The 19,841-nt window shown below is 73.4% G+C and carries 13 protein-coding genes; 12 read left to right on the top strand and 1 reads right to left on the bottom strand.

Features of this window, described 5'->3' with window-relative positions; translation table 11 throughout:
• The first annotated feature begins 29 nt into the window (after positions 1 to 29).
• From glf to SM611_RS02050, 12 genes are all read left to right on the top strand, one after another.
• Positions 30 to 1,199: a UDP-galactopyranose mutase gene (glf, locus tag SM611_RS02105; RefSeq protein WP_371947048.1), complete on the top strand. Its 1,170-nt coding sequence runs from the start codon at positions 30 to 32 to the stop codon at positions 1,197 to 1,199.
• Positions 1,196 to 3,262: a glycosyltransferase gene (locus SM611_RS02100; protein WP_371947047.1), complete on the top strand. Its 2,067-nt coding sequence runs from the start codon at positions 1,196 to 1,198 to the stop codon at positions 3,260 to 3,262. Before glf ends, SM611_RS02100 begins: the two co-directional genes overlap by 4 nt.
• Positions 3,259 to 4,125: an ABC transporter permease gene (locus SM611_RS02095; protein WP_371947046.1), complete on the top strand. Its 867-nt coding sequence runs from the start codon at positions 3,259 to 3,261 to the stop codon at positions 4,123 to 4,125. The genes SM611_RS02100 and SM611_RS02095 overlap by 4 nt, the downstream gene beginning before the upstream one ends.
• A gap of 2 nt (positions 4,126 to 4,127) precedes the next feature.
• Positions 4,128 to 5,021: an ABC transporter ATP-binding protein gene (locus SM611_RS02090; RefSeq protein ID WP_371947045.1), complete on the top strand. Its 894-nt coding sequence runs from the start codon at positions 4,128 to 4,130 to the stop codon at positions 5,019 to 5,021.
• A gap of 63 nt (positions 5,022 to 5,084) precedes the next feature.
• The gene (locus SM611_RS02085; protein ID WP_371947044.1) at positions 5,085 to 7,748 is read left to right on the top strand and encodes an HAD family hydrolase; all 2,664 of its coding nucleotides are present in this window, start codon (positions 5,085 to 5,087) and stop codon (positions 7,746 to 7,748) included.
• Positions 7,735 to 8,835, top strand: a complete 1,101-nt coding sequence (locus SM611_RS02080; protein WP_371947043.1) for a class I SAM-dependent methyltransferase — start codon at positions 7,735 to 7,737, stop codon at positions 8,833 to 8,835. The genes SM611_RS02085 and SM611_RS02080 overlap by 14 nt, the downstream gene beginning before the upstream one ends.
• Positions 8,832 to 10,433 carry a DUF2142 domain-containing protein gene (locus SM611_RS02075; RefSeq protein WP_371947042.1) on the top strand — a complete coding sequence of 534 codons (1,602 nt, stop codon included), beginning with the start codon at positions 8,832 to 8,834 and terminating at the stop codon, positions 10,431 to 10,433. The genes SM611_RS02080 and SM611_RS02075 overlap by 4 nt, the downstream gene beginning before the upstream one ends.
• Positions 10,369 to 11,259: a class I SAM-dependent methyltransferase gene (locus SM611_RS02070; protein WP_371947041.1), complete on the top strand. Its 891-nt coding sequence runs from the start codon at positions 10,369 to 10,371 to the stop codon at positions 11,257 to 11,259. Before SM611_RS02075 ends, SM611_RS02070 begins: the two co-directional genes overlap by 65 nt.
• 232 nt (positions 11,260 to 11,491) lie before the next feature.
• Positions 11,492 to 13,513 carry a coiled-coil domain-containing protein gene (locus SM611_RS02065; RefSeq protein WP_371947040.1) on the top strand — a complete coding sequence of 674 codons (2,022 nt, stop codon included), beginning with the start codon at positions 11,492 to 11,494 and terminating at the stop codon, positions 13,511 to 13,513.
• 124 nt (positions 13,514 to 13,637) lie between these two features.
• On the top strand, positions 13,638 to 16,586 hold the full coding sequence (locus SM611_RS02060; protein WP_371947039.1) for a helicase HerA-like domain-containing protein: 2,949 nt from the start codon (positions 13,638 to 13,640) through the stop codon (positions 16,584 to 16,586).
• A 74-nt stretch (positions 16,587 to 16,660) separates the two neighbouring features.
• Positions 16,661 to 18,517 (top strand): AbeC-like domain-containing protein, encoded by a 1,857-nt coding sequence (locus tag SM611_RS02055; RefSeq protein ID WP_371947038.1) that lies wholly within the window; start codon positions 16,661 to 16,663, stop codon positions 18,515 to 18,517.
• Between the two features lie 31 nt (positions 18,518 to 18,548).
• Positions 18,549 to 18,905: a DUF5955 family protein gene (locus SM611_RS02050; RefSeq protein ID WP_371947037.1), complete on the top strand. Its 357-nt coding sequence runs from the start codon at positions 18,549 to 18,551 to the stop codon at positions 18,903 to 18,905.
• 21 nt (positions 18,906 to 18,926) lie between these two features.
• Here SM611_RS02050 and SM611_RS02045 read toward each other — a convergent pair whose 3' ends face one another.
• Positions 18,927 to 19,802 (bottom strand): flagellar basal body-associated FliL family protein, encoded by an 876-nt coding sequence (locus tag SM611_RS02045; RefSeq protein WP_371947036.1) that lies wholly within the window; start codon positions 19,800 to 19,802, stop codon positions 18,927 to 18,929.
• Between the last annotated feature and the right edge of the window lie 39 nt (positions 19,803 to 19,841).

Raw genomic sequence — 19,841 nt, 5'->3', positions numbered from 1 at the left:
TCCGCTCCCCCCGCACGGGATGGACACCGTTGAACGTTGATCTCGTGGTGGCCGGCTCCGGGTTCTTCGGGCTCACGGTCGCCGAACGCTGCGCGGCCGAGCTCGGCCTGCGCGTGCTGGTCCTCGACCGGCGCGGCCACATCGGCGGGAACGCCTACAGCGAGCCCGAGCCGGAGACGGGCATCGAGGTCCACCGCTACGGCGCGCACCTGTTCCACACGTCCAACGAGCGGGTGTGGGAGTACGCGAACCGGTTCACCGCCTTCACCGGCTACCGGCACCGCGTGTACTCCACGTTCAAGGGCCGGGTCTACTCGATGCCGATCAACCTCGGCACGATCTGCGAGTTCTTCGGCCGGGCCTTCACCCCGGACGAGGCGCGCGCGCTGGTCGCCGAGCAGGCCGCCGAGGTGTCCGACCCGGCCAACCTGGAGGAGAAGGCGATCTCGCTGATCGGGCGCCCGCTGTACGAGGCGTTCATCCGCGGCTACACCGCCAAGCAATGGCAGACCGACCCCCGCGACCTGCCCGCCGAGATCATCACCAGGCTGCCGGTGCGGTACACCTTCGACAACCGCTACTTCAGCGACACCCACGAGGGCCTGCCGGTCGACGGCTACACCGCCTGGCTGGAGCGGATGGCCGGCCATCCGAACATCGAGGTCCGGCTGAACACCGACTTCTTCGACCTGCGCGACGACGTCGTCGGCAACGTCCCCGTCGTCTACACCGGGCCGCTCGATCGCTACTTCGGCTACGCCGAGGGCGAGCTGGGCTGGCGGACGCTCGACTTCGACATGCGCGTCGAGCCGACCGGCGATTTTCAGGGCACCCCGGTCATGAACTACGCCGACGAGGACGTCCCGTACACGCGGATCCACGAGTTCCGGCACTTCCATCCCGAGCGCGAGGACTACCCGCCCGACAAGACGGTGGTCGTCCGGGAGTACTCGCGGGCCGCCGCCCGCGGCGACGAGCCCTACTACCCGATCAACACCGCGGCCGACCGCGCCCGCCTGCTCGCCTACCGCGACCTGGCCGCGCGCGAGGACGGCGTGCTGTTCGGCGGGCGGCTCGGAACCTACCGGTACCTCGACATGCACATGGCGATCGCGAGCGCCCTCAGCATGTTCGACAACAAGCTGCGTCCCCATTTCGCCCTGGGTTCGCGTCTCATAAGCGGAGGTGTGGACGAGTGAGCGAAACCGCCGGGACGGCCCCCGGGAACGAGGCCCCCGCAGACCTGCGCGTTCTCCAGCGCGTCGTGATGCCCGTGGACCGCGACCTCGACGTCCTCAAGCTGTACGTCGAGGGCGACATCGCCCGGGGCGCCGAGGCGCTCGCGGCCGAGGCCGCCGCCGAGGCCGCCGCCGGCGCGGGCCCCGCCGACGTCGTGGGCCGGCGCACCGTGGTCGTCCCGGTCGGGCGGCGGGTCTCGTTCGCCACCTACTTCAACGCCTTCCCGGCGAGTTACTGGCGGCGCTGGACGTCGGTGGAGGAGGTCGTCCTGCGGGTGCGGATGCGCGGCCAGGCCACCGTGATCGTCTACCGGTCCAGCGCGAAGGGCCACATCCAGCGCGTCGACTCCGTCCGGATCGACTCGGCGGCCTCGCGCGAGGAGACGTTCCGGCTGCCGCTGCGCCCGTTCATCGACGGCGGCTGGTACTGGATGGACGTTCAGGCCGGCGAGGGCAGCGCCGTCCTGGAACGGGCCGACTGGTGCGCGGACCGGGAAGCGTCCGGCGACGTCCGGCAGGGCCGGGTCAGTCTGGGCATCACCACCTTCAACCGGCCGGGCTTCTGCGTCGACCAGCTCATCGCGCTGGGCGCGGCGCCCGAGGTCCTGGACGTGGTGGACGCCGTCTACGTCGTCGACCAGGGCACCGACCGGGTCCGCGACGACGCGGGCTTCGCGCGGGCCGCCGAGGCGCTCGGCGCCAGGCTGCACGTCATCGAGCAGGCCAACCTGGGCGGGTCCGGAGGCTTCTCCCGGGCGATGGACGAGACGGTCCGGGCCGGTGCGAGCGACTACGTCCTGCTCCTCGACGACGACGTGGTCACCGAGACCGAAGGCGTCCTGCGCGCCGTCGCGTTCGCCGACCACGCCCGCACGCCGACGATCGTGGGCGGGCACATGTTCAACCTGTTCGTCCGCTCGCAGTTGCACGCCTACGGCGAGACCATCGGGCGGTACCGCTGGTGGTGGGAGGAGGCCCCGCACACCAGGCGCGAGCACGACTTCGCGCTGCCGCCGAGCCAGGTCCAGGTCCAGGTCCCGTCGACGGCCGCGAATCCGCGGACGCGGCCCAGTTCGGGAAGCCTGCGCAAGACGAAGTGGCTGCACCGCCGGGTCGACGTCGACTACAACGGCTGGTGGATGTGCCTGATCCCCGTCGACGTGGTGCGCAAGGTCGGCCTGTCCATGCCGATGTTCATCAAGTGGGACGACGCCGAGTACTGCGTCCGCGCCGGTGAGGCCGGCTTCCCGACCGTGTCGCTGCCCGGCATGGCCGCGTGGCACGTCCCGTGGCAGGACAAGGACGACGGCATCGACTGGCAGGCCTACTTCCATGAGCGCAACCGGCTGGTCACCGCGCTGATGCACTCGCCCTACGAGCGGGGCGGCAACCTCGTCAAGGAGAGCTTCATCATCTCGGTGAAGCACGCGCTCGCCATGCAGTACTCGACCGCCGAGCTGATGCTGTCGGCGATCGAGGACGTGCTGAGCGGGCCGGAGCACATGCACGCCGGGATCGCCGCCAAGCTGCCGGAGATCATGGCGTTCCGGGCCGCCTTCCCGGACGCGCAGAACCGCGTCAGCCACGAGGAGTTCCCGCGCGTGCGGCGGACCAGGCCGCCCAAGCGCGGCCGCGGGTTCAAGCCGCCGCGCGGCAAGGTGAACGTGCTGGCGAGCGCGATGCTCGGCACCGTCAAGCAGCTGCGTCCGGTGGACCCGGCCGCGCGCGGTAACCCGCAGCTCGTCGTGCCGCACATCGACCGGCACTGGAGCCTGCTGGCGCAGATCGACAGCGCGCTGGTCTCCTCCGCCGACGGCACCAAGGTGGCCTGGTACCAGCGCGACCCCGAGCGTTTCCGGACGCTGCTCAAGCGCACCTCGCTGCTGCACGCCCGGCTCAGCCGGGAGTGGCCCGAGCTGAGCCGGCGGTACCGGTCGGCCATGGCCGACCTCGCGTCGCCGGAGGCGTGGCGCGCCACGTTCGAGGCGGCCGGGCCCGGGGGATCCGAAGGCGGACGGGAATGACCGCCACGCGGATCCCGGTGGACGGTCTCCGGGCGCCCGGGGCCGACGGCGGGCTCCGCCAGACGCTCCGGAGCAAGTACCTGCTGCGGCTGCTGGTGCGCCGCGAGCTGCGCGCCCGCTACAAGGGCTCGCTGCTGGGACTCGGCTGGTCGTACGTGCGGCCCGCCGTGCACTTCGCCGTCTACTTCTATGTCATCGGCGTGTTCCTCGGCATGGACCGCCAGGTCGACCACTTCCCCGTCTACCTGTTCGCCGGGATGGTCCTGGTCAACCTGTTCACCGAGACGCTGCACTCGACGACCCGGTCGGTCACCGGGAACGCGCCGCTCGTCCGCAAGGTCTTCCTGCCCCGGGAGCTGTTCCCGACGGCGTCGGCCCTGGTCTCGCTCGTCCATTTCCTGCCCGGGCTGCTGATCCTGCTCGGCGGTGCGGCGGCCGCCGGCTGGCGCCCCTCGCCGGCCGGGCTGGGCGCGGCCGTCCTCGGGTTCACGATCATCGTCGTGCTCGGGTTCGGCATCGGCCTGCTGTGCGCGGCCGTGAACGTGTTCTTCCGCGACCTGGAGCAGGTCGTGGACATCTCGATGATCGTCATCACCTGGTCGGTGCCGATGATCTATCCGTGGACGCACGTCCGGACGCACGCGCCCGGCTGGGTGCTGGACGTGTACCTCGCCAACCCGCTCGTCAGCGCGGTCTCCCTGTTCCAGCGGGCCTTCTGGTACCCGGGGACGGCCGGCGACTTCGCCTTCCCGCCCGATCTGTACGCCCGCGCCGGCGTCTCCCTCGCCGTGAGCGCGCTGGTGTTCGCCGCCGGGCACGCGGCGTTCGCCCGCATGCAGAAGCGCTTCGCGCAGGAGCTGTAGCCGTGACCCCCTCGCCGCCGCCCCCCGCCCGGCCGACCCCGTCCATCGTCATCGACCGCGTGACGAAGAACTTCACGCTGCGGCACGCGCGCTCGATCAAGGAGATGAGCGTCCGCGCGCTGCGCCGGCAGAGCCTGTCGGACCGCTTCCGGGCGCTGGACGAGGTGAGCCTCACCATCGACCAGGGCGAGACCGTCGCGCTGATGGGGCTGAACGGGTCGGGCAAGAGCACCCTCCTCAAGCTCATCTCCGGGGTCATGCAGCCGGACGAGGGGTCGGTACGCGTCCGGGGCCGCGTCGCCGGGCTGATCGACGTGGGCGCCGGGCTGCATCCCGAGCTGACGGGCCGGGAGAACGTCTTCCTCAACGGGGCGATCCTCGGCATGTCCCGCGCGGAGATCGTCCGGAAGTTCGACGCGATCGCCGAGTTCTCCGGCGTCGAGCGCTTCCTGGACGACCAGGTGAAGTTCTACTCGTCCGGCATGTTCATGCGGCTGGCGTTCTCCATCGCCGCGCACACCGAGCCGGACGTGTTCCTGATCGACGAGGTGCTGGCCGTGGGCGACCCGCCGTTCCGGGAGAAGTGCCTGGAGCGCATCCGGGAGCTGCGCGGCGAGGGCCGCACGATGGTCGTCGTCGCGCACGACATCAGGATGCTCGTCGGGCTCTGCGAACGCGGCATCACGATGCGCCAGGGCCGGGTGATCTTCGACGGGGCGACCGAGGAGGCCGGCCGGCTCGTCCGCGAGGACCGCGCGGCCCGCCGCGCCGCCGCGACCGGCCCGACAGACCCGACCGGCCCGACAGACCCGACCGGCCCGAGCGACCCGAGCGGCCCGAGCGGCCCGAGCGGCGCGGCTCGGACGCGGTCCACGGCGGGAGATACCGGTGGATAGGGTGTCCCGAGCCGCGGCCGGGGGCCGCGCGAGCCGGTCCGGTTCCAGGGGAGAGGTGCGGCGTTGACGAAGCAGGAAGCCGGTTGCCCGTTGCTCGACAACGTCCACCGCATCATCGCCGACAAGGCCTGCGCCGTGCTGTCCCTGGACGTCTTCGACACCGTGCTGTGGCGCCGCGTCCCGCGTCCCGCGGACGCGTTCGGCCTGCTCGGCTCCCGGCTGCGGGAGGCGGGGCTGGCCCCGGCGTGGGTGACCGACGCGACGTTCCGCCGGATGCGGATCGCCGCCGAGGACGCGGCCCGCCACGGGCGCGACACCCTCGGCACCGAGGTCTCGCTGTTCGACATCTGGCGCGCCATGCCGGACGGCGTCTTCGGGCCGGCGCCCCTCGAACAGCTCGTCGAGGCCGAACTGCGGCTCGAACGCGAGCTCACCATCGTGGACCTGGACGTCGCCGACGTCGTGAAGGCCGCCAGGAAGCAGGACATCGAGATCGTCCTGGTGTCCGACACCTACTTCACCGGCGACCAGCTGTCGCGGCTCCTCGACCGCCCCGAGCTGGGCCCGATGGACACCGTGCGGATCTTCCGGTCGAACCAGCACGGCGCCGACAAGGCGTCCGGCCTCTGGGAGATCGTGCTGCGCGAGCTGGGCCGCAGCCCGGAGCAGATCGTGCACGTGGGGGACCACGAGGTCGCCGACCACCGGGTGCCGTCCGAGCTGGGCGTCCGCACCGTGCACTACCGCCGGCTGGACGACGCCTACCTGGACGTCCTGCGCCGGGAGAAGGAGCCCGTCGGCCCCTCCGGCGACCACGCCCCCGACCTGGACGACCGGCACGGCGACTTCGGCCTCACCAGCCTGCGCGCCAAGGCCGTCCACTCGGGCGTCCCGTTCACCACGTCCGCGCTGGACGTCGCGTGGCGGTACGGCGCCGGCGTCTTCGGGCCCGTGCTGACCGGGTTCGCCGAGTGGGCGGCGTGGAAGGCGCAGGAGGCCGGCACCCGCAGGCTGTGGTGCTCGATGCGCGAAGGGGAGCTGCTCTCCACCCTGATCAACGAGGCCGCCGCGGCGCGCGGATGGGACGTCGAGGCCCGGCCCGTGTGGCTGTCGCGGTTCGTGACGTCGCTCGCCGGGCTCGACCCGCACGACACCGACGCCGTGCACGCCTTCATCCGCACCGGGTACCGGCTGACCGTCCGGCAGGCCCTGTCCGTCCTCGACCTGCGGCCCGGCGACGTGCCCGGACTCGCCACCGAGCTGGACACCGTCATCGACAACGGCGACATCGCCGACCGGGTGGCGCGGGCGCTGACCGAGACGCCGCATCTGTGCAACCGGCTCGCGGTGACCGTCACCGCCGCCCGGGAACGCATGATCAAGTCGCTGCGGGACACCGGCGCCCTCGACGGCCCCGAACTGACCCTCGTCGACCTGGGCTGGGGCGGCACGATCCAGCGGCAGCTCGCCCGCGCGCTGGAGATCGCGCGCATCGACGTCCCGGTGTCCGGGCTCTACCTGGCCACCGACCACCGGTCCGAGCGGGTGTACCTGGCCGGGCTGCGCGCCGAGGGCTACCTGGCGCAGGCGGGGCATCCGGCGCACGTCGCCGCGACCGTGACCCGCAGCCCGGAGATCGTGGAGCAGTGCGTCAACGCGCTGTGCGGCTCCCTGATCGGGTTCTCCGAGGACGCCGAGCCGATCCTCGCGGACACCTCCGACGCGCCGTCCCAGAACGCGGAGCGCCGCACCGTGCAGGACGGCATCCTCGCGTTCCAGCACATGTGGAACAGGTACGTCGCCGCGTCCGGCGGCACCTGGCCGGACCTCGCCCGCCCGCAGGCGGCGCGCGACCGGCTGGCGCGGATCCTCGTGGCCGCGCTGGAGTCGCCCACCGCCGACGAGGCGGCCGTCTTCGGCAACTGGACCCACGAGGACAACTTCGGCTCGTCCCTCGTCACGACCCTGCTGCCCGCCGACCTGAAGCCCGCCGTGCCGTACCTGTCGCCGGGCGACCTCGGCGACCTGAACATGCGGGACTCCTTCTGGCCCGCGCTGATCGCCGCGTCCGACACCGGGCTCGGGGCCATGGCCCGGGCGATCGCGGACGGCGCCATCGACGCGGAGGCGTTCGACCCGGCCGGCGAGCCGTACGAGACGCGACTGCGGTACCGGACGGCCGACGACCGATGGCACGAGCCCGTCCGCCGCCGCGTGCGGATCAACCACAACGGGCTGTCGTTCGCCCGGATCGACTTCGAGCACCACGACACGGTCGACATCTCCCTCGCGATCCCGGGCCGCCCGGCGATCGTCCGGGTCGACTGGATCGAGGCCAAGGTGATCGCCGGCGGCCGCCGGCGCGAGCGGGTGCTGCGCTGGGACAAACCCGAGGACTTCGTCGGACTCCACTACGCGGACTGCCGCTACCTCGGCGGGAACCTCATGGAGTTCGACACGTCCTACGCGGCGGTGTGGCTGCCGCTCGCCCGCCGCGCGGGGACGCCCACGGTGTCGTCCGGCCAGGTCACGATCGCGTTCGCGATGCTGCCGCAGTCGGCGACCGGCATGGCGCCGCGGATGCCGGTCGACCGGCGGGCCGAGCGGGCCGCGCGCGCGGCGCGGCTCACCGAGCGGATGCGCGAGGAGTACCGGACGGCCGGCGTCAAGGGCGTCGCGGAAGGGGCCAGGCGCGTGGCGAGGAGGAAGCTCGGTGACACCCGCTGACTTCGGGGCCGGTGCGACCGGTTCCCGCGACGACCCGCACGCCCAGGCCCGCGCCGCGCGGGAGCTGCCGCCGCTGCTGCATTCGATGTCGGCGTTCCGCGAGCTCTTCGCCGCGATCTTCGAGTGCCGGGAGATCCGCACCGTGGTCGAGGTCGGGGTGGAGTCGGGGCAGGTCAGCTCCCTGTACGCCGATCTCGGCGCGACCGCCGTCCACTGCGTCGAGCCCGCCCCCGGCGAGGAGCTGCGGGCCGTGCTCGGCGGCGACCCGCGGCTGAACCTGGTCGAGGGCCTGTCCCCGGCGGTGCTCGGCGACCTGCCGGTGGCCGACATGTACGTCCTCGACGGGGACCACAACTACGCCGTGGTCCGCGCCGAACTCGCGTGGATCATGGAGCACGCCCCGGACGCGGTGGTCGTCATGAACGACGTGCTGTGGCCGTGCGGGCGGCGCGACTTCTACTACCAACCGTCCCCGCTGGCGCCCGAGGACGTCCACCCGGCCACGGCGGACGGTCCGACCGTCTGGCACGACGTCGTCACCCCGGCGGGGTTCGTCGGCGACGGCGCGTTCACGGTGGCGGCGCACGCGGGCGGCGAACGCAACGGCGTCCTCACCGCCGTCGAGGACGCGCTCGGCGACGCCGTCGGCTGGCGGTTCGCGATCGTCCCGGCGGTCTTCGGGTTCGGCGTGCTGATGCGGGCGGAGGCGCCCGCCGCGGCCGAGGTCTTCGAGGCGCTGCGGCCGTACACGTCCTCGGAGCTCCTCGCGGCCATGGAGAACAACCGCATCGCGCTCTACACCCGCATCCTGCAGCTCCAGTACGAGGCGACGGCCCGCGCGGACGACGCGAACCGCCTGGCGGAGACCGTCACCGCGCAGCAGCGCGAACTCGCCGAGCTGCGTTCGGAGCTCAACCGGTCGCGGTCCGAGAACGCCGCCCGGCGCCAGGAGTTGCAGGCGCTGCGCGCGGAGTCAGCCGGGTCGCAGGCCCCGCCCGGCCCGGACCAGGAGCTGGGCGTGGCCGTGTCCCGGCTCGGGCGCGCACTCTCCGCACGCATCCGCAGGACGCCGGGCGCGCCGAGATGACCGTCGCGGACTCCCCGAAACGGCTTCGGCTGATCACGATCCTCGCGTTCCTCGGCTTCTTCGCGGTCGGCGCCGGGTGGGCCATCGCCATGCCCTGGGACGGCGGGCCCGACGAGCAGTCGCACATCACCCGTGCGGCGGGCGTCGTCGGCGGGGACTTCGCCGCACCGCCGATCCACCTGTCCGTCCCGGAGATCGAGCGGCCGCTGGCCGGGACGTACCAGACCATCCCGGACGGTGTCGCGCACCCGTCGCCGCCATGTTTCGCGTTCAAGCCGCAGCAGCCCGCGGACTGCGTGCACGAGGGCTCCGCGTCGCCGCACAAGCCGGTGGAGCAGTTCACCGCGGGCGCGGGCCGGTACCAGCCCACGTACTACGCCCTGGTCGGCTGGCCGCTCAGGTGGTGGCCCGGCGAGGGCGGGCTGCTGGCCGCCCGGCTGATCAGCGCCGCGCTGTCGGCCGGCTTCCTGGCCGCCGCGGTGCACGCCGTGCTGGCCTGGTCCCGGCGGCCGTTCCTGCTCGCCGGCCTGCTGATCGCCGCCACTCCGATGGCGCTGCATCTCGCCGGTGTGATCAACGCCAACGGCCTGGAGGTCACGGCGGCGATCGCGATGTGGGCGGCGCTGGTCCCGCTCGTCCGCGCGGACGGGCCGCCCGACCGGCGGCTGCTGATCCTGGCCGGGGTGGCCGCGGTGACGGTCGCGTGGACCCGGCCGGACGGGCCCTTGAGCGTCGCGCTCGCGCTGACGATCCTGGCCGCCACCGCCGGGCGGGCGCGGCTCGGCACGCTGGTCCGCGACCGGGGCGCCTGGATCCTGGGGAGCGTCGCGGTGGTGGCGTGCGGCCTCTCGGCGGCCTGGACGCTCGCCATGGAGGCCACCGAGCTCGTTCCCGTCCCCGGCGGGGCGGGGCTCGGCGCCGCCGACGCCCTCCGGCTGGTGATCGTGGAGCGGACGTCCTTCTACCTGAAGTCGATGGTCGGGCAGTTCGGCTGGGTGGACGTCGAGATGCCCGACGCCTACTACGCGGTCTGGTTCGCCGCGGCCGGCTTCCTCGTCCTCGCCGCGCTGGCCGCCGGCGGCCGCGCCGACCGGCTGCGGCTCGCCCTGGTGGTCGGCGGGGCCTTCGCGCTGCCGCTGTGGATGGACGTCACCGGCGCCAAGGAGAACGGGATGATGGCGCAGGGCCGCTACATCCTGCCGAGCGCGGTCGGCGCCGCGATCCTGGCCGCGCACATCGTCGACGACCGGGCCCCTTTCTCGCCGCGGTTCGCGCGCTCGGCCACCCGCTGGCTCGCCGTGCTGGTGCTTCCGGCCCAGCTGGTCGGGCTGGCGTACACGATGATCCGGTACCAGCACGGGCTCTACGCCCCCGTCCCGGCGGTGAACCCGCTGAACGGCGTCTGGCAGCCGTCCCTCGGCCCGGCCACGGCGCTCGGGACGGCGGTCGCCGGGCTCGTCGCGCTGGGGACGGTGGCCTGGCTGGCCACGTCCGCACCGTCCGGGGACACGCCTCTCAGAGAGGGAACTGGAGATGACCGACTACGTCGCGACCGTGGCGATGCACCAGAGCACGTGGGGGACGTTCCTGGACCCTGACCCCGCCCTGGCCGAGGCCCGCGCCCCCCACGAGGTCCTGAACATCCCGATCCAGGGCGGGCACCACGCGAACTTCGGGGTCTTCGCGGGCAAGAACGCGGTCTTCGACCGGACGATCGCCAGGATCGAGGGCGTGGACCTCGCCTACGAGGACCAGTGCAGCGCCTACCACTACTTCGACCTGTTCACCCGGGTCGAGCGCTGCCACGGGGACCTGTCCAGGCTCGTCGACGTCGGCGTCTTCATGGGCGGCTCCGCCGCCGTCCTCGCCGGCTGCGTCGAGCCGATGGGGCTCGAACTCGACCTCGTCGACGTCAACGACGCCTATCTGCGGTTCACGCACGAGCGGCTGCGGCGCGCCTTCCCGCGCGCCATGGCCCGGGTCCGCATGTTCCACGGCGACCTGGCGACCTACGTGGAGCGGGTGCTCACCGGCGAGGCCCAGACGCGCGCGCTGGTCCACCACGACGGGGCCCACAGGTTCGACCAGGTCGTCAAGGACCTCAGCTCGCTCTACTTCGCCCGGGACCGCGTCCACTCCCTGGCGATCCAGGCCACCCATCTCCGCGGCGACATCAGGTACCTCAACTTCGTGGACGCCGCCGTGCACGCCATGTTCGGCGTCGGAGTGAAATACGAGCCCATCGGCGCGAACTTCCCGCCGGACGCGCCGGTGACGTTCCCCAACGAGTGGAACGGCAACTACTTCCTGGCCGGCCAGCCCGAGGGCATGTACATCCCGTTCGACGGCCTGGAGTGGAAGTACCCGCACCCCACCATGGAGCTGGAGGCCTTCCTGCCGGTGAAAACCGGCCCGGCCGGCTGAGTCCGGCGCGCCGGTGGCCGGGTGTGGTCAGGGGTGGGGTGTCTGATCTTGTCGTAGCTGGGTGTGGTGTCCGAAATGTCGGACGTAGTGAGTCATCACATGACTGTTCCGTTGAACGTGGCGCGGGGAGGTGGGAAGGTCTTTACCCTGGGCTGTGTAGGCAACCGAACCGGCAACCCCGAGGCGTTCCCCCTATTCCCGCGACTCCCAGGGGTCTCTCGACGTGACGGACATGGCGAGCGGGTCCGCGATGGCGCGGCTCACACAGGCCGACCGCGTCCACGTGGGCTGGCGCTACGCGCAGGTGCACCCCGATCCGGGGCCGCCCCCGGACGCGCCCGCGCGGCCTGACCGGGTGCCGCTGGCGCCGCCCGTGCGGCGGCCCGGCGAGCACATGGCCGGCCGGCCGCTGCGGATCGCGGTCGGCGGCACGATCGTGTTCGTCGTCCTGTTCCTGGTCTGCGGCCTGTTCGGGGTGATCCCGTGGGCGTTCGCCGGCGTCGCGCTGCTCGCGTGCCTGGTCGTCCTCGTCATCGTCGGCGGCGGGCTCTGGCGGGACGAGCGGGGCGTCCGGGAGCGGCTCGCGCAGGAGCGGTTCCAGGAGGAGCGGCTGCGGGCCGAGCGCGAGCGCGAGCGCGAGTCCGCCGAGAAGGCGTACGCGAAGGCGAGGGCCGAGTGGGAGCGCCGCCGGGCCGCCTACGAGAGCCAGCGCGAGTGGTACCCGGTCGCCGTACCGCCCGGAGTGGACCGGGTCGACGTCGTGGGCGGGACGCTCGCCGGGTGGTCCGCGGCCGTCACGACGATGGGGGCGGCGCGGCTGGCGGTGGGCGCGCGGCTCACCGTCATCGACCTGTCCGAGGGCGCGGTCGCGCACGATCTGCTGCGCCTCGCGGCCGACCGCGGCGACGACCCGCTCGTCTGGGTGCTGCCCAACGACCTGCCCCGGCTGGACGTCACGCGGGGCCTGAACCGCGAGGCCCTCGCCGACGTGCTCTCGCTCGTCGTCAGCGCGGGCGAGGAGGAGGGCGGCACCCGCGACCTGTCGTTCGACAACTCGATCCTGGAGCGGATCATCGAGGTGCTCGGGCCGGACGCCACCATCCCGCGCATCACGGCGGCGCTCCGCGTCCTCGCCCAGGTCGGCGACCCCCGCGACGACCTGCGGAAGGGCCTGCTGACGGACGAGCAGCTGGAGCGCATCGCGACGCTGTTCGGGCGCGACGCCACGGACCGGATCGTCGTCCGGCGGGCGTGGGCGCTGGAGGCGCAGCTCCGCAAGCTGGACAAGCTCGCGACCGAGCCCGTCGGGCTGCCGCCGTCCAGGCTCCACGTCGTGTCGATGGACCGGCGCGCCGGCGTCCTCACCAACCGCATCCTCGGCACGTACGTCACCACCGCCCTCACCCACCGCGTCCGTGCGGCGCCGCCCGGCGGACGCTGGGATCACACCCTCTTCCTGTGCGGGGCCGAGAAGCTGCGCGGGGACGTCCTCGACCGGCTCATCGACGCGTGCGAGGCCACCGGCACGGGCCTCGTGCTGATGTACCGGTCGATCCCGGACCACGTCCGCGAGCGGCTCGGACGGCGCGGGCACGCCGCCGTCGGGTTCATGCGGCTCGGCAACCCCGAGGACGCCCGCGTCGCCGCCGAGCACATCGGCGCCGGGCAGCCGCTGCTGGTCGCGGAGATCACCGACGCGGCGGGGGAGACCCTGTTCGACGTCGCGGGGGAGAGCTACGCCAGCACGGTCGCGTTCGCGCGCCCGCGCGGCGACGGCCTCACCGACCCGGTCTGGTCGCCGCTGCCCGCGCCCGCCGCCGACGATTCCGTCCTGGTGGAGGGCATCAGCTCCGCGACCGCCTGGGGCCGGACGGTCGCCGACCGCCGCACCGACAAGCAGCGCTTCCGGGAACTGCTGGTCGAACCGCCGCAGCTCCAGGAACTGCCGCCGACCGCGATGGTGTTCACCCATTCGGGAGCGACCGGCCGCCGCACCCTGCTCGTGGACGCCAACCCCGGCATCATCACGCTTCCGACCGCGCACTCGATGGAGTTCGAGGAGTACCTGCGCGAGCAGGAGTCCCTCGTCCAGCCGGAGGAGGACGTCCCCGAGAGCCCCGCGCCGGAGCCTCCGGACGTCCCCGCGCCCCGGCGCGCCGCCCGCCACGCCCTCCCGCGCGGCGCCTCCCGCCCGGCCCGGATCGTCCCGCCGCTGAAGCCCAACGGCCGCCACAAGGCCGACCCCTCTTCCTGATGGCGCATTGGCGCGGAGCGCGGGCGCGCGGAAGGATGCTGGGGTGACTTCGCCGCCTGGTATGCCCCCGATGCCGCCCTACCGCGGGGGGACCGGTGTTCCGCCGGGTGGGCCGCCGGCCGCCATGCGGACTCCGGAGCGGTTCGCGCTGCCGGGGCCCTGGTACCGGATCCAGGCGATCCCGGCGCCGCAGCGGGAGGCGTCGGCCGAGTGGGACTTCGTGAGCGTGCTGCCCGCGGCGCTGTCGGCCGCGCGGTCGCGCCGGCCGTTCGTGGTCGGGTGGTTGTCGGCGGGCGGCGGGGCGCCGCTGGAGCTGATCACCAACGCCGGGCCGATCGGGACGCCGGAGCCGGGCGCCGAGACGCACGGGCTGCTGTTCCCGAGCGGGGCGCGGGGCGTCCCGGTCGGGGACGGGTGGCTGCGGCAGGCGGAGCGGATGGCGTGGACGCGCTGTCCGGGACGGCTCGCGCCGCAGGGGGCCGGCGGCGGCCCCGGGCTGTTCGAGGCGACGCTCGTCACGCTGATGGAGCGGCCGTTCGGATGGTTCGTCGTCGCCGACCCGTGCGAGGAGCGGCTGCTCGACGCGGAGATGCGGGAGCTGCACCACGAGCTGCGCATGCTGCGCAGGGGCGAGGACGAGAACGCGCGGCTGGCGGTCGCGCGGGCCGATCAGCGGCTCGCCGAGCTGGACGCGTTCCGCGAGGCCGGGCTGTGGCGGGTGCGGGTCGTCGCGGGGGCCGCCTCGCAGGACGAGCTCGGGCAGATCGCGCCGGTGCTCGTCGGGTCGATGGAGCTGGGGCACCATCCCTACCGGCTGCGGTCGGGGCACGGGAGCGGGTCGTTCGCCGAGATGCTGAGCCCCGGGACCGATCCCGTCCCGGCGCGGCCGGCGGCGGAGCCGGACCAGCGGTTCCCGTTCGTCGCGACGGCGGGGGCGCTGGCGGCGCTGGCCGGGCTGCCGCGCCGGGAGGTCCCCGGACTGCGGGTGCTGGACGCCGGGTACTTCGACGTCACGTCCGAGACCACGCCGCAGGCGGGGGAGCCGCAGATCGAGCTGGGCGCCATCCTGGACGGCCAGGACAGGCAGGTCGGCAGCCTCACCGTCCCCCGGTCCACCATCAACCGGCACGTGTTCGTGACGGGGGCGACCGGTGCAGGCAAGTCGCAGACCGTCCGGCACCTGCTGGAGCAGCTGACGCGGGCCGGCATCCCGTGGCTGGCGATCGAGCCCGCGAAGTCGGAGTACGCGGCCATGGCGGGACGCATCCAGGACCTGGGCGGGCCGGTCACGGTCGTCAATCCGTCCGACCCGGACTCGGTGCCGTTGTCGGTGAATCCGCTGGCGCCCGAGCCGGGGTATCCGGTGCAGGCGCACATCGACATGGTGCGGGCCCTGTTCCAGGCCGCCTTCGACGCCGAGGAGCCGTTCCCGCAGATCATGGCGCAGGCGCTGCAGCGGGTGTACGAGAACAACGGGTGGGACGTGGTGACGGGCGGCGGCGTCCCGGGGTCGCTCATCGAGCCCGCCGTGCCGACGCTGGAGCAACTGCAGAAAGCGGCCCTCCAGGTCATCCAGGACGTCGGGTACGGGCGCGAGCTGATGGCCGACGTGCAGGGCTTCGTCGATGTGCGGCTGAGGTCGTTGCGCATCGGTTCCGCCGGAAGGTTCTTCGAAGGCGGGCACCCGGCCGACATCGGCGGCATGCTCCGCGACAACATCGTCCTCGCCATCGAGGACGTCGCGAACGACGAGGACAAGGCGTTCCTCATGGGGACGCTCATCATCCGCATCGTCGAGCACCTGCGCATGCGGGAGCGCAAGCGCGACCGGACCACCGGGCCCGCGCTGCGGCACGTCATCGTCATCGAGGAGGCGCACCGGCTGCTGCGCAACCGCGGCCCCGAACGCGGCAGCTCCCATGCGGTCGAGCTGTTCGCCGGGATGCTCGCCGAGATCCGCGCGTACGGCGAGGGCATCATCGTCGCCGAGCAGATCCCGACCAAGCTCGTCCCGGACGTCATCAAGAACACGGCGCTGAAGGTCGTCCACCGGCTGCCCGCCTACGACGACCGGCACCAGGTCGGCGCGGCCATGAACCTGGACGGCGACCAGTCCCGCGAGGTGGTGTCGCTGCGGCCGGGCGTCGCGGCCGTGTTCGCGGACGGCATGGACCGCCCGCTCCGCGTCCGCGTTCCGCTCGGCGAGGGGCGGGAGGCCGAGCTGCCGGGCCCGCCGCCGCCCGTGGACGGCCGCCGCTCCGCGGCCTGCGGCTGCGAATGCCGGTCGGGACGCGCCTGCACGCTGTTCGAGCTGCGCGAGGCCGACCTCGTCGCGGGCGGCCCCGACTGGGCCTGGCTGCGGCTGTGGGCCGACACGCTGGTGCTGGCGCACGTCGTGAACCGCCCGCTGCCCGCCGTCCCGGCCGAGCTGGGGCGGGCGTGGTCCCGGCTGGCGCCGCGGCTGCGGGAGTGCGCGCTGGCGACCGTCCTGGAACGGGCCGTGACGCGGCGGTCGCGGTCGCTGCGCGCCGCCTACCCGCCCGCCGACCTCACGGCCGCCGCCGCCGAGGTCGCCGGACGCCTGCTCGGCGGCGCCGCGCCCGGCACCGCCCCCGGCCCGCAGTGGATGATCCCGCAGCTCAAGTGGCTGCACGAGCTCGACCGGCTGTTCCCCTACGGCGGCGCCGTCCCCGACAAGCACACCCTCGCGCCGCCGCTGGACTACCCGCTCGCCGGGCTCAAGCAGCCGCCGGACGCCAAGCTCGGTCACCGGCTGCGCGCCCTGCGCCGCCACCCGCTGTCGATGGAGCTGGCGCGCAACCGCCCGATCGCCCTCACCGCCCTCTACGGCGACGACGACCAGGCCGGCTTCTACCAGGACCTGGCGGTCGTCGCGATCGGCTTCGAGGAGGACGAGCAGATCGACCACGTCGCCGAGACGATGCGCGTCACCGAATGGCTCGAACCGGTGCTGAGCTGGTTCGAGCGGTTCATCGACCCGTTCGCCGACCCGTCCAAGGGCCTGCCCTTCCTCGGCCAGGCCCGCGCGCCCGAGGAGCCCGCCGCGCCGTGACCGAGTGCGGCCAGTAGGTCACGACTCGGTTCTTTGTCACGTGTCATGGTCATGATGCGGATAATTTCGTCGCCATGACCGTCGACGAGGCGACCTCCCGCGCCGCGCCGTTCTTCCATCACGCGCAGACGTCCGCGGAGACGTCGCGGCAGCCGCTGCAGAACACCACCCGCTACCTGTGCGCCGCCGTCTACCTCGACCGGCGGATCGGCGACCGCGTCATCTCCGAGTTCCTCGACGACGAGAACCGCGCCGTCGTCCCGTCCTTCGGATTCGACGTGGAGCCGGTGCTCCTGCACGCGCTGCGGGCGCGCCGCTACCGGCTCATCCGCGACCTGGTCCTCTGCGGGATCTGGCTGGGCGCGCTGGTCTTCCTTCAGTTCGTCGCCGTCGGATGCTTCTTCCTGCTCCTGGTCCTCGCCGGCCTGTTCGCGATCCCGTGGCGTCGGCTCGCCTGGGGGTGGCGGCTGGCCGCCGGATGGGGGGCGTTCCTCCTCGTCTCGTGGGCGGTCCTCGGCGTCCGACTGGCCATCTCGGGCGAGCGGAAGATCGAGGAGTCGGGCCTGAGCACCTACGACCAGGAGCCGAGCAGGGGGATCACGGACCTGCTCCAGACCGACCTGGCCGTCCCCGCCATCCTCCTCCTCGTCCTGGTGCTGTGGCTGGCGGTCGTCGGGCATCAGGCCGCCGTCTACGCCGTCCTCGCCCGCGACCTGGCGCCCGGCGCCGCCCGGCCGTGGCCGCGCACGTTCAGCCAGCGCGTGTCCGGCGTCCTCGCCCGGGTCCGGTCCGCCCAGCGCGGCAACATCACCCTGCACTCGGGCCCGAACCCGTTCATCGGCGCGGGCGACATCACCTCGCCGTGGGCGCGCGCCTGGTCGATCGTGCTGGAACTGGACCGTCCCGCCACCGGCCTCGTCGACCTCGCCAAGCGCGGGGACGGCGCCGGAGCACCGGCCGCCGTCGACCCGATGATCATGCATCTGCGGGTGCGCGACCGGCTGCACGCCATGCGGGACGAGCGGCCGCCCGGCGAGGCGGGCGCCGACCCGCTGCCGCTGAACGAGCGGATCACCGCGCTGCTCACCGGCATGCACATCGCCGGACGCGGGGAGAGCGTGCGGCGGACCCGTCCCGCCGACCCGGCGAACTCCGTCGCGATGCCCCCGCACCCGCTGATCGACCCGGCGCACGGGATCCCGTTCTCGATGGCGACGGAGGACGCCGCCGAGGCGCTGATCAGGCACCCGCAGTCGCACATCCGCTGCTTCCAGCGCATCACCGTCGGCGCGCACGGGCAGGCGGTCGTCGGCCGCGACGGGCGCGTCGTCGCGCCCGCCGAGGAGCAGGACATCTCCCTCACGGCCTTCGTGCACCTGGCCGTCGAGGGCCGGATGCTGTCCGGGCACTTCGCCGCGACCGTCCTGCCGCCCGTCCGGCGGGAGTTCCGCGTCGTGGACCTGCTGCCCGCCTGGGGCGCCGGGGGCCTGGTGCTGCGGGCCTTCACGCACGGGCGGCGCGGCGCGTTCGGCGCGATGGCGCTGCCCGGCTTCCGGGTGGCCGCGACCGGCTGGGCGGTGGTGCGCAGCCTGATCGTGGCGACCGCCGCGCAGACGTCCGCGCGGCTGCTGCTGCACGACTTCGGCGCGCGGATCAGCGTCCGGGAGCTGTGCGCCGCCGACGAGTTCGACACCTACGTCCAGGAGATGGACGCCGAGAAGTACACGCGGCTGATCGAGTGGCGCGTCAACGAGGCGCTGCTCGACTACCTGGGCAACGAGTGCGGCCTCGACGTGTCGGCGTACCGGGCGCAGGCCGGCGTCATCATGAACGAGGGCGTGATCATGACGGGCGGCACCGTCAGCGGGCAGGTCGCCGTGGGCGGGCGCATCGACCAGCGGCAGGGCGAGGCCCGCCGCGCCACCCCCTAGGCATGGGGTCCACCCCAGGAAGGCAGGCGTTATGAGCGAGCAGGGCGACCGGCGCATCACGATCGGCGGCAACGCCAACGTCTCGGGGCAGATCGCGTCGGGCGACAACGTGACGCAGAACCAGCAGATCATCGCATCCGAGCCGGACCGGGAGGTGCGGGACGCCCTCGCCCGCGTCGAGCGGCTTCTGGAGGCGCATGCCGGCGACCTCGACGAGCCGGGACGCGCCCGCCGCGACCTCGCCGACATCGGTGAGGAGGCCGAATCCGACGACCCCGACCCCGAGCGCATGGGCGGCGCGCTCGGACGCCTCGGGCGGCGCGTCGCCGGGGTGGCGGTGCTCGCCGAGGCCGTCGCGGCGCTCGGTACGGCCCTCGGAGTGGGCTGACGCCGAGTGGGCTGACGCCGGTCAGATGTCGCTCTCGCTGCGGGACGGCAGGCCGGCCTGCTCGGCGATCGGGGTCCAGTAGCCGATGAACTCGCTCTTGGCGCTGCTCGCCCGCTGGTTGACGTCCGCGACCTCGCCGTCGGACGGGCAGCCGGGCGCGACGTCCAGGTAGCGCTGGTTCGACGCGGTCGACGCCTCCAGCGCGCGGATGAGCGCGTCCTTCATCTGGGTGCCGTCGGTGAGCGCGCCGACCTCCAGTTCGCGCGCCGACTCCAGCTGGCCGCGCCGCTCGTCCAGTATGCGCTGCAGGCCGCTCGTCGTGCAGCCCTCCTCGACGACCGTGCCGAGCGAGGAGCGTGTCGCGCCCATCCGCTGCAGCAGCTCGTCGACGGCACCGGCCTGCGCGTCGCGGTCGCCGGAGTCGCCGGTCTCGGACACGGCGCCCGAGCTCGGCTCCGCGGACGCGTCCCCCGACGGCGCCCCGGACTGCACCGCCGCGGCCGGATTCTCGGGCGTGTTCGATCCGCTCGGCCAGAACACGATCCCGAGCGCCACCCCGATGAGGAGGACGACGCCCGCCGCGCCCAGGAAGTACGGAAGCCTGCTCTTGCCCCGCGGCGCCGGCGGCTGCCAGATCGCCGGCTCGGCCCACGGCTCGGGGGAGAGCGAGATCGACCGCTCCTCCGACGGCGGCATCGGGGTCGTGTAGTCGTCCTGCGACGGCCACGGCGTGGGGCCCTGCCCGGCCCACGGCGGCGGCACCGGCTCGCGCGGGACGGGGATCTCGCCGAACGGGTCGCGGGCCGTCGCGTCGCCGTCCGGCGGCAGGGGCGCGTTGCACCGCATGCAGGCGGGCGACGACGACGTGGTGTCGGTCCCGCAGTTCGGACACCGCATGACGGCTCCCCTGCCCCCGTGAATTCGAACGGTCACAAG

Origin of the sequence: Actinomadura monticuli, assembly GCF_041463655.1 — a bacterium.
GTDB classification, from domain to species: domain Bacteria; phylum Actinomycetota; class Actinomycetes; order Streptosporangiales; family Streptosporangiaceae; genus Spirillospora; species Spirillospora monticuli.
This window is presented reverse-complemented; position numbering and strand designations above follow the sequence as displayed.

Bases quoted from the DNA above. Each gene is read 5' to 3' on its own strand.
- SM611_RS02060 (WP_371947039.1), top strand. From the start codon at position 13,638: ATGCGGACTCCGGAGCGGTTCGCGCTGCCGGGGCCCTGGTACCGGATC.
- SM611_RS02075 (WP_371947042.1), top strand. From the start codon at position 8,832: ATGACCGTCGCGGACTCCCCGAAACGGCTTCGGCTGATCACGATCCTC.
- SM611_RS02070 (WP_371947041.1), top strand. From the start codon at position 10,369: ATGACCGACTACGTCGCGACCGTGGCGATGCACCAGAGCACGTGGGGG.
- SM611_RS02095 (WP_371947046.1), top strand. From the start codon at position 3,259: ATGACCGCCACGCGGATCCCGGTGGACGGTCTCCGGGCGCCCGGGGCC.
- SM611_RS02050 (WP_371947037.1), top strand. From the start codon at position 18,549: ATGAGCGAGCAGGGCGACCGGCGCATCACGATCGGCGGCAACGCCAAC.
- SM611_RS02055 (WP_371947038.1), top strand. From the start codon at position 16,661: ATGACCGTCGACGAGGCGACCTCCCGCGCCGCGCCGTTCTTCCATCAC.
- SM611_RS02065 (WP_371947040.1), top strand. From the start codon at position 11,492: ATGGCGAGCGGGTCCGCGATGGCGCGGCTCACACAGGCCGACCGCGTC.
- SM611_RS02045 (WP_371947036.1), bottom strand. From the start codon at position 19,802: ATGCGGTGTCCGAACTGCGGGACCGACACCACGTCGTCGTCGCCCGCC.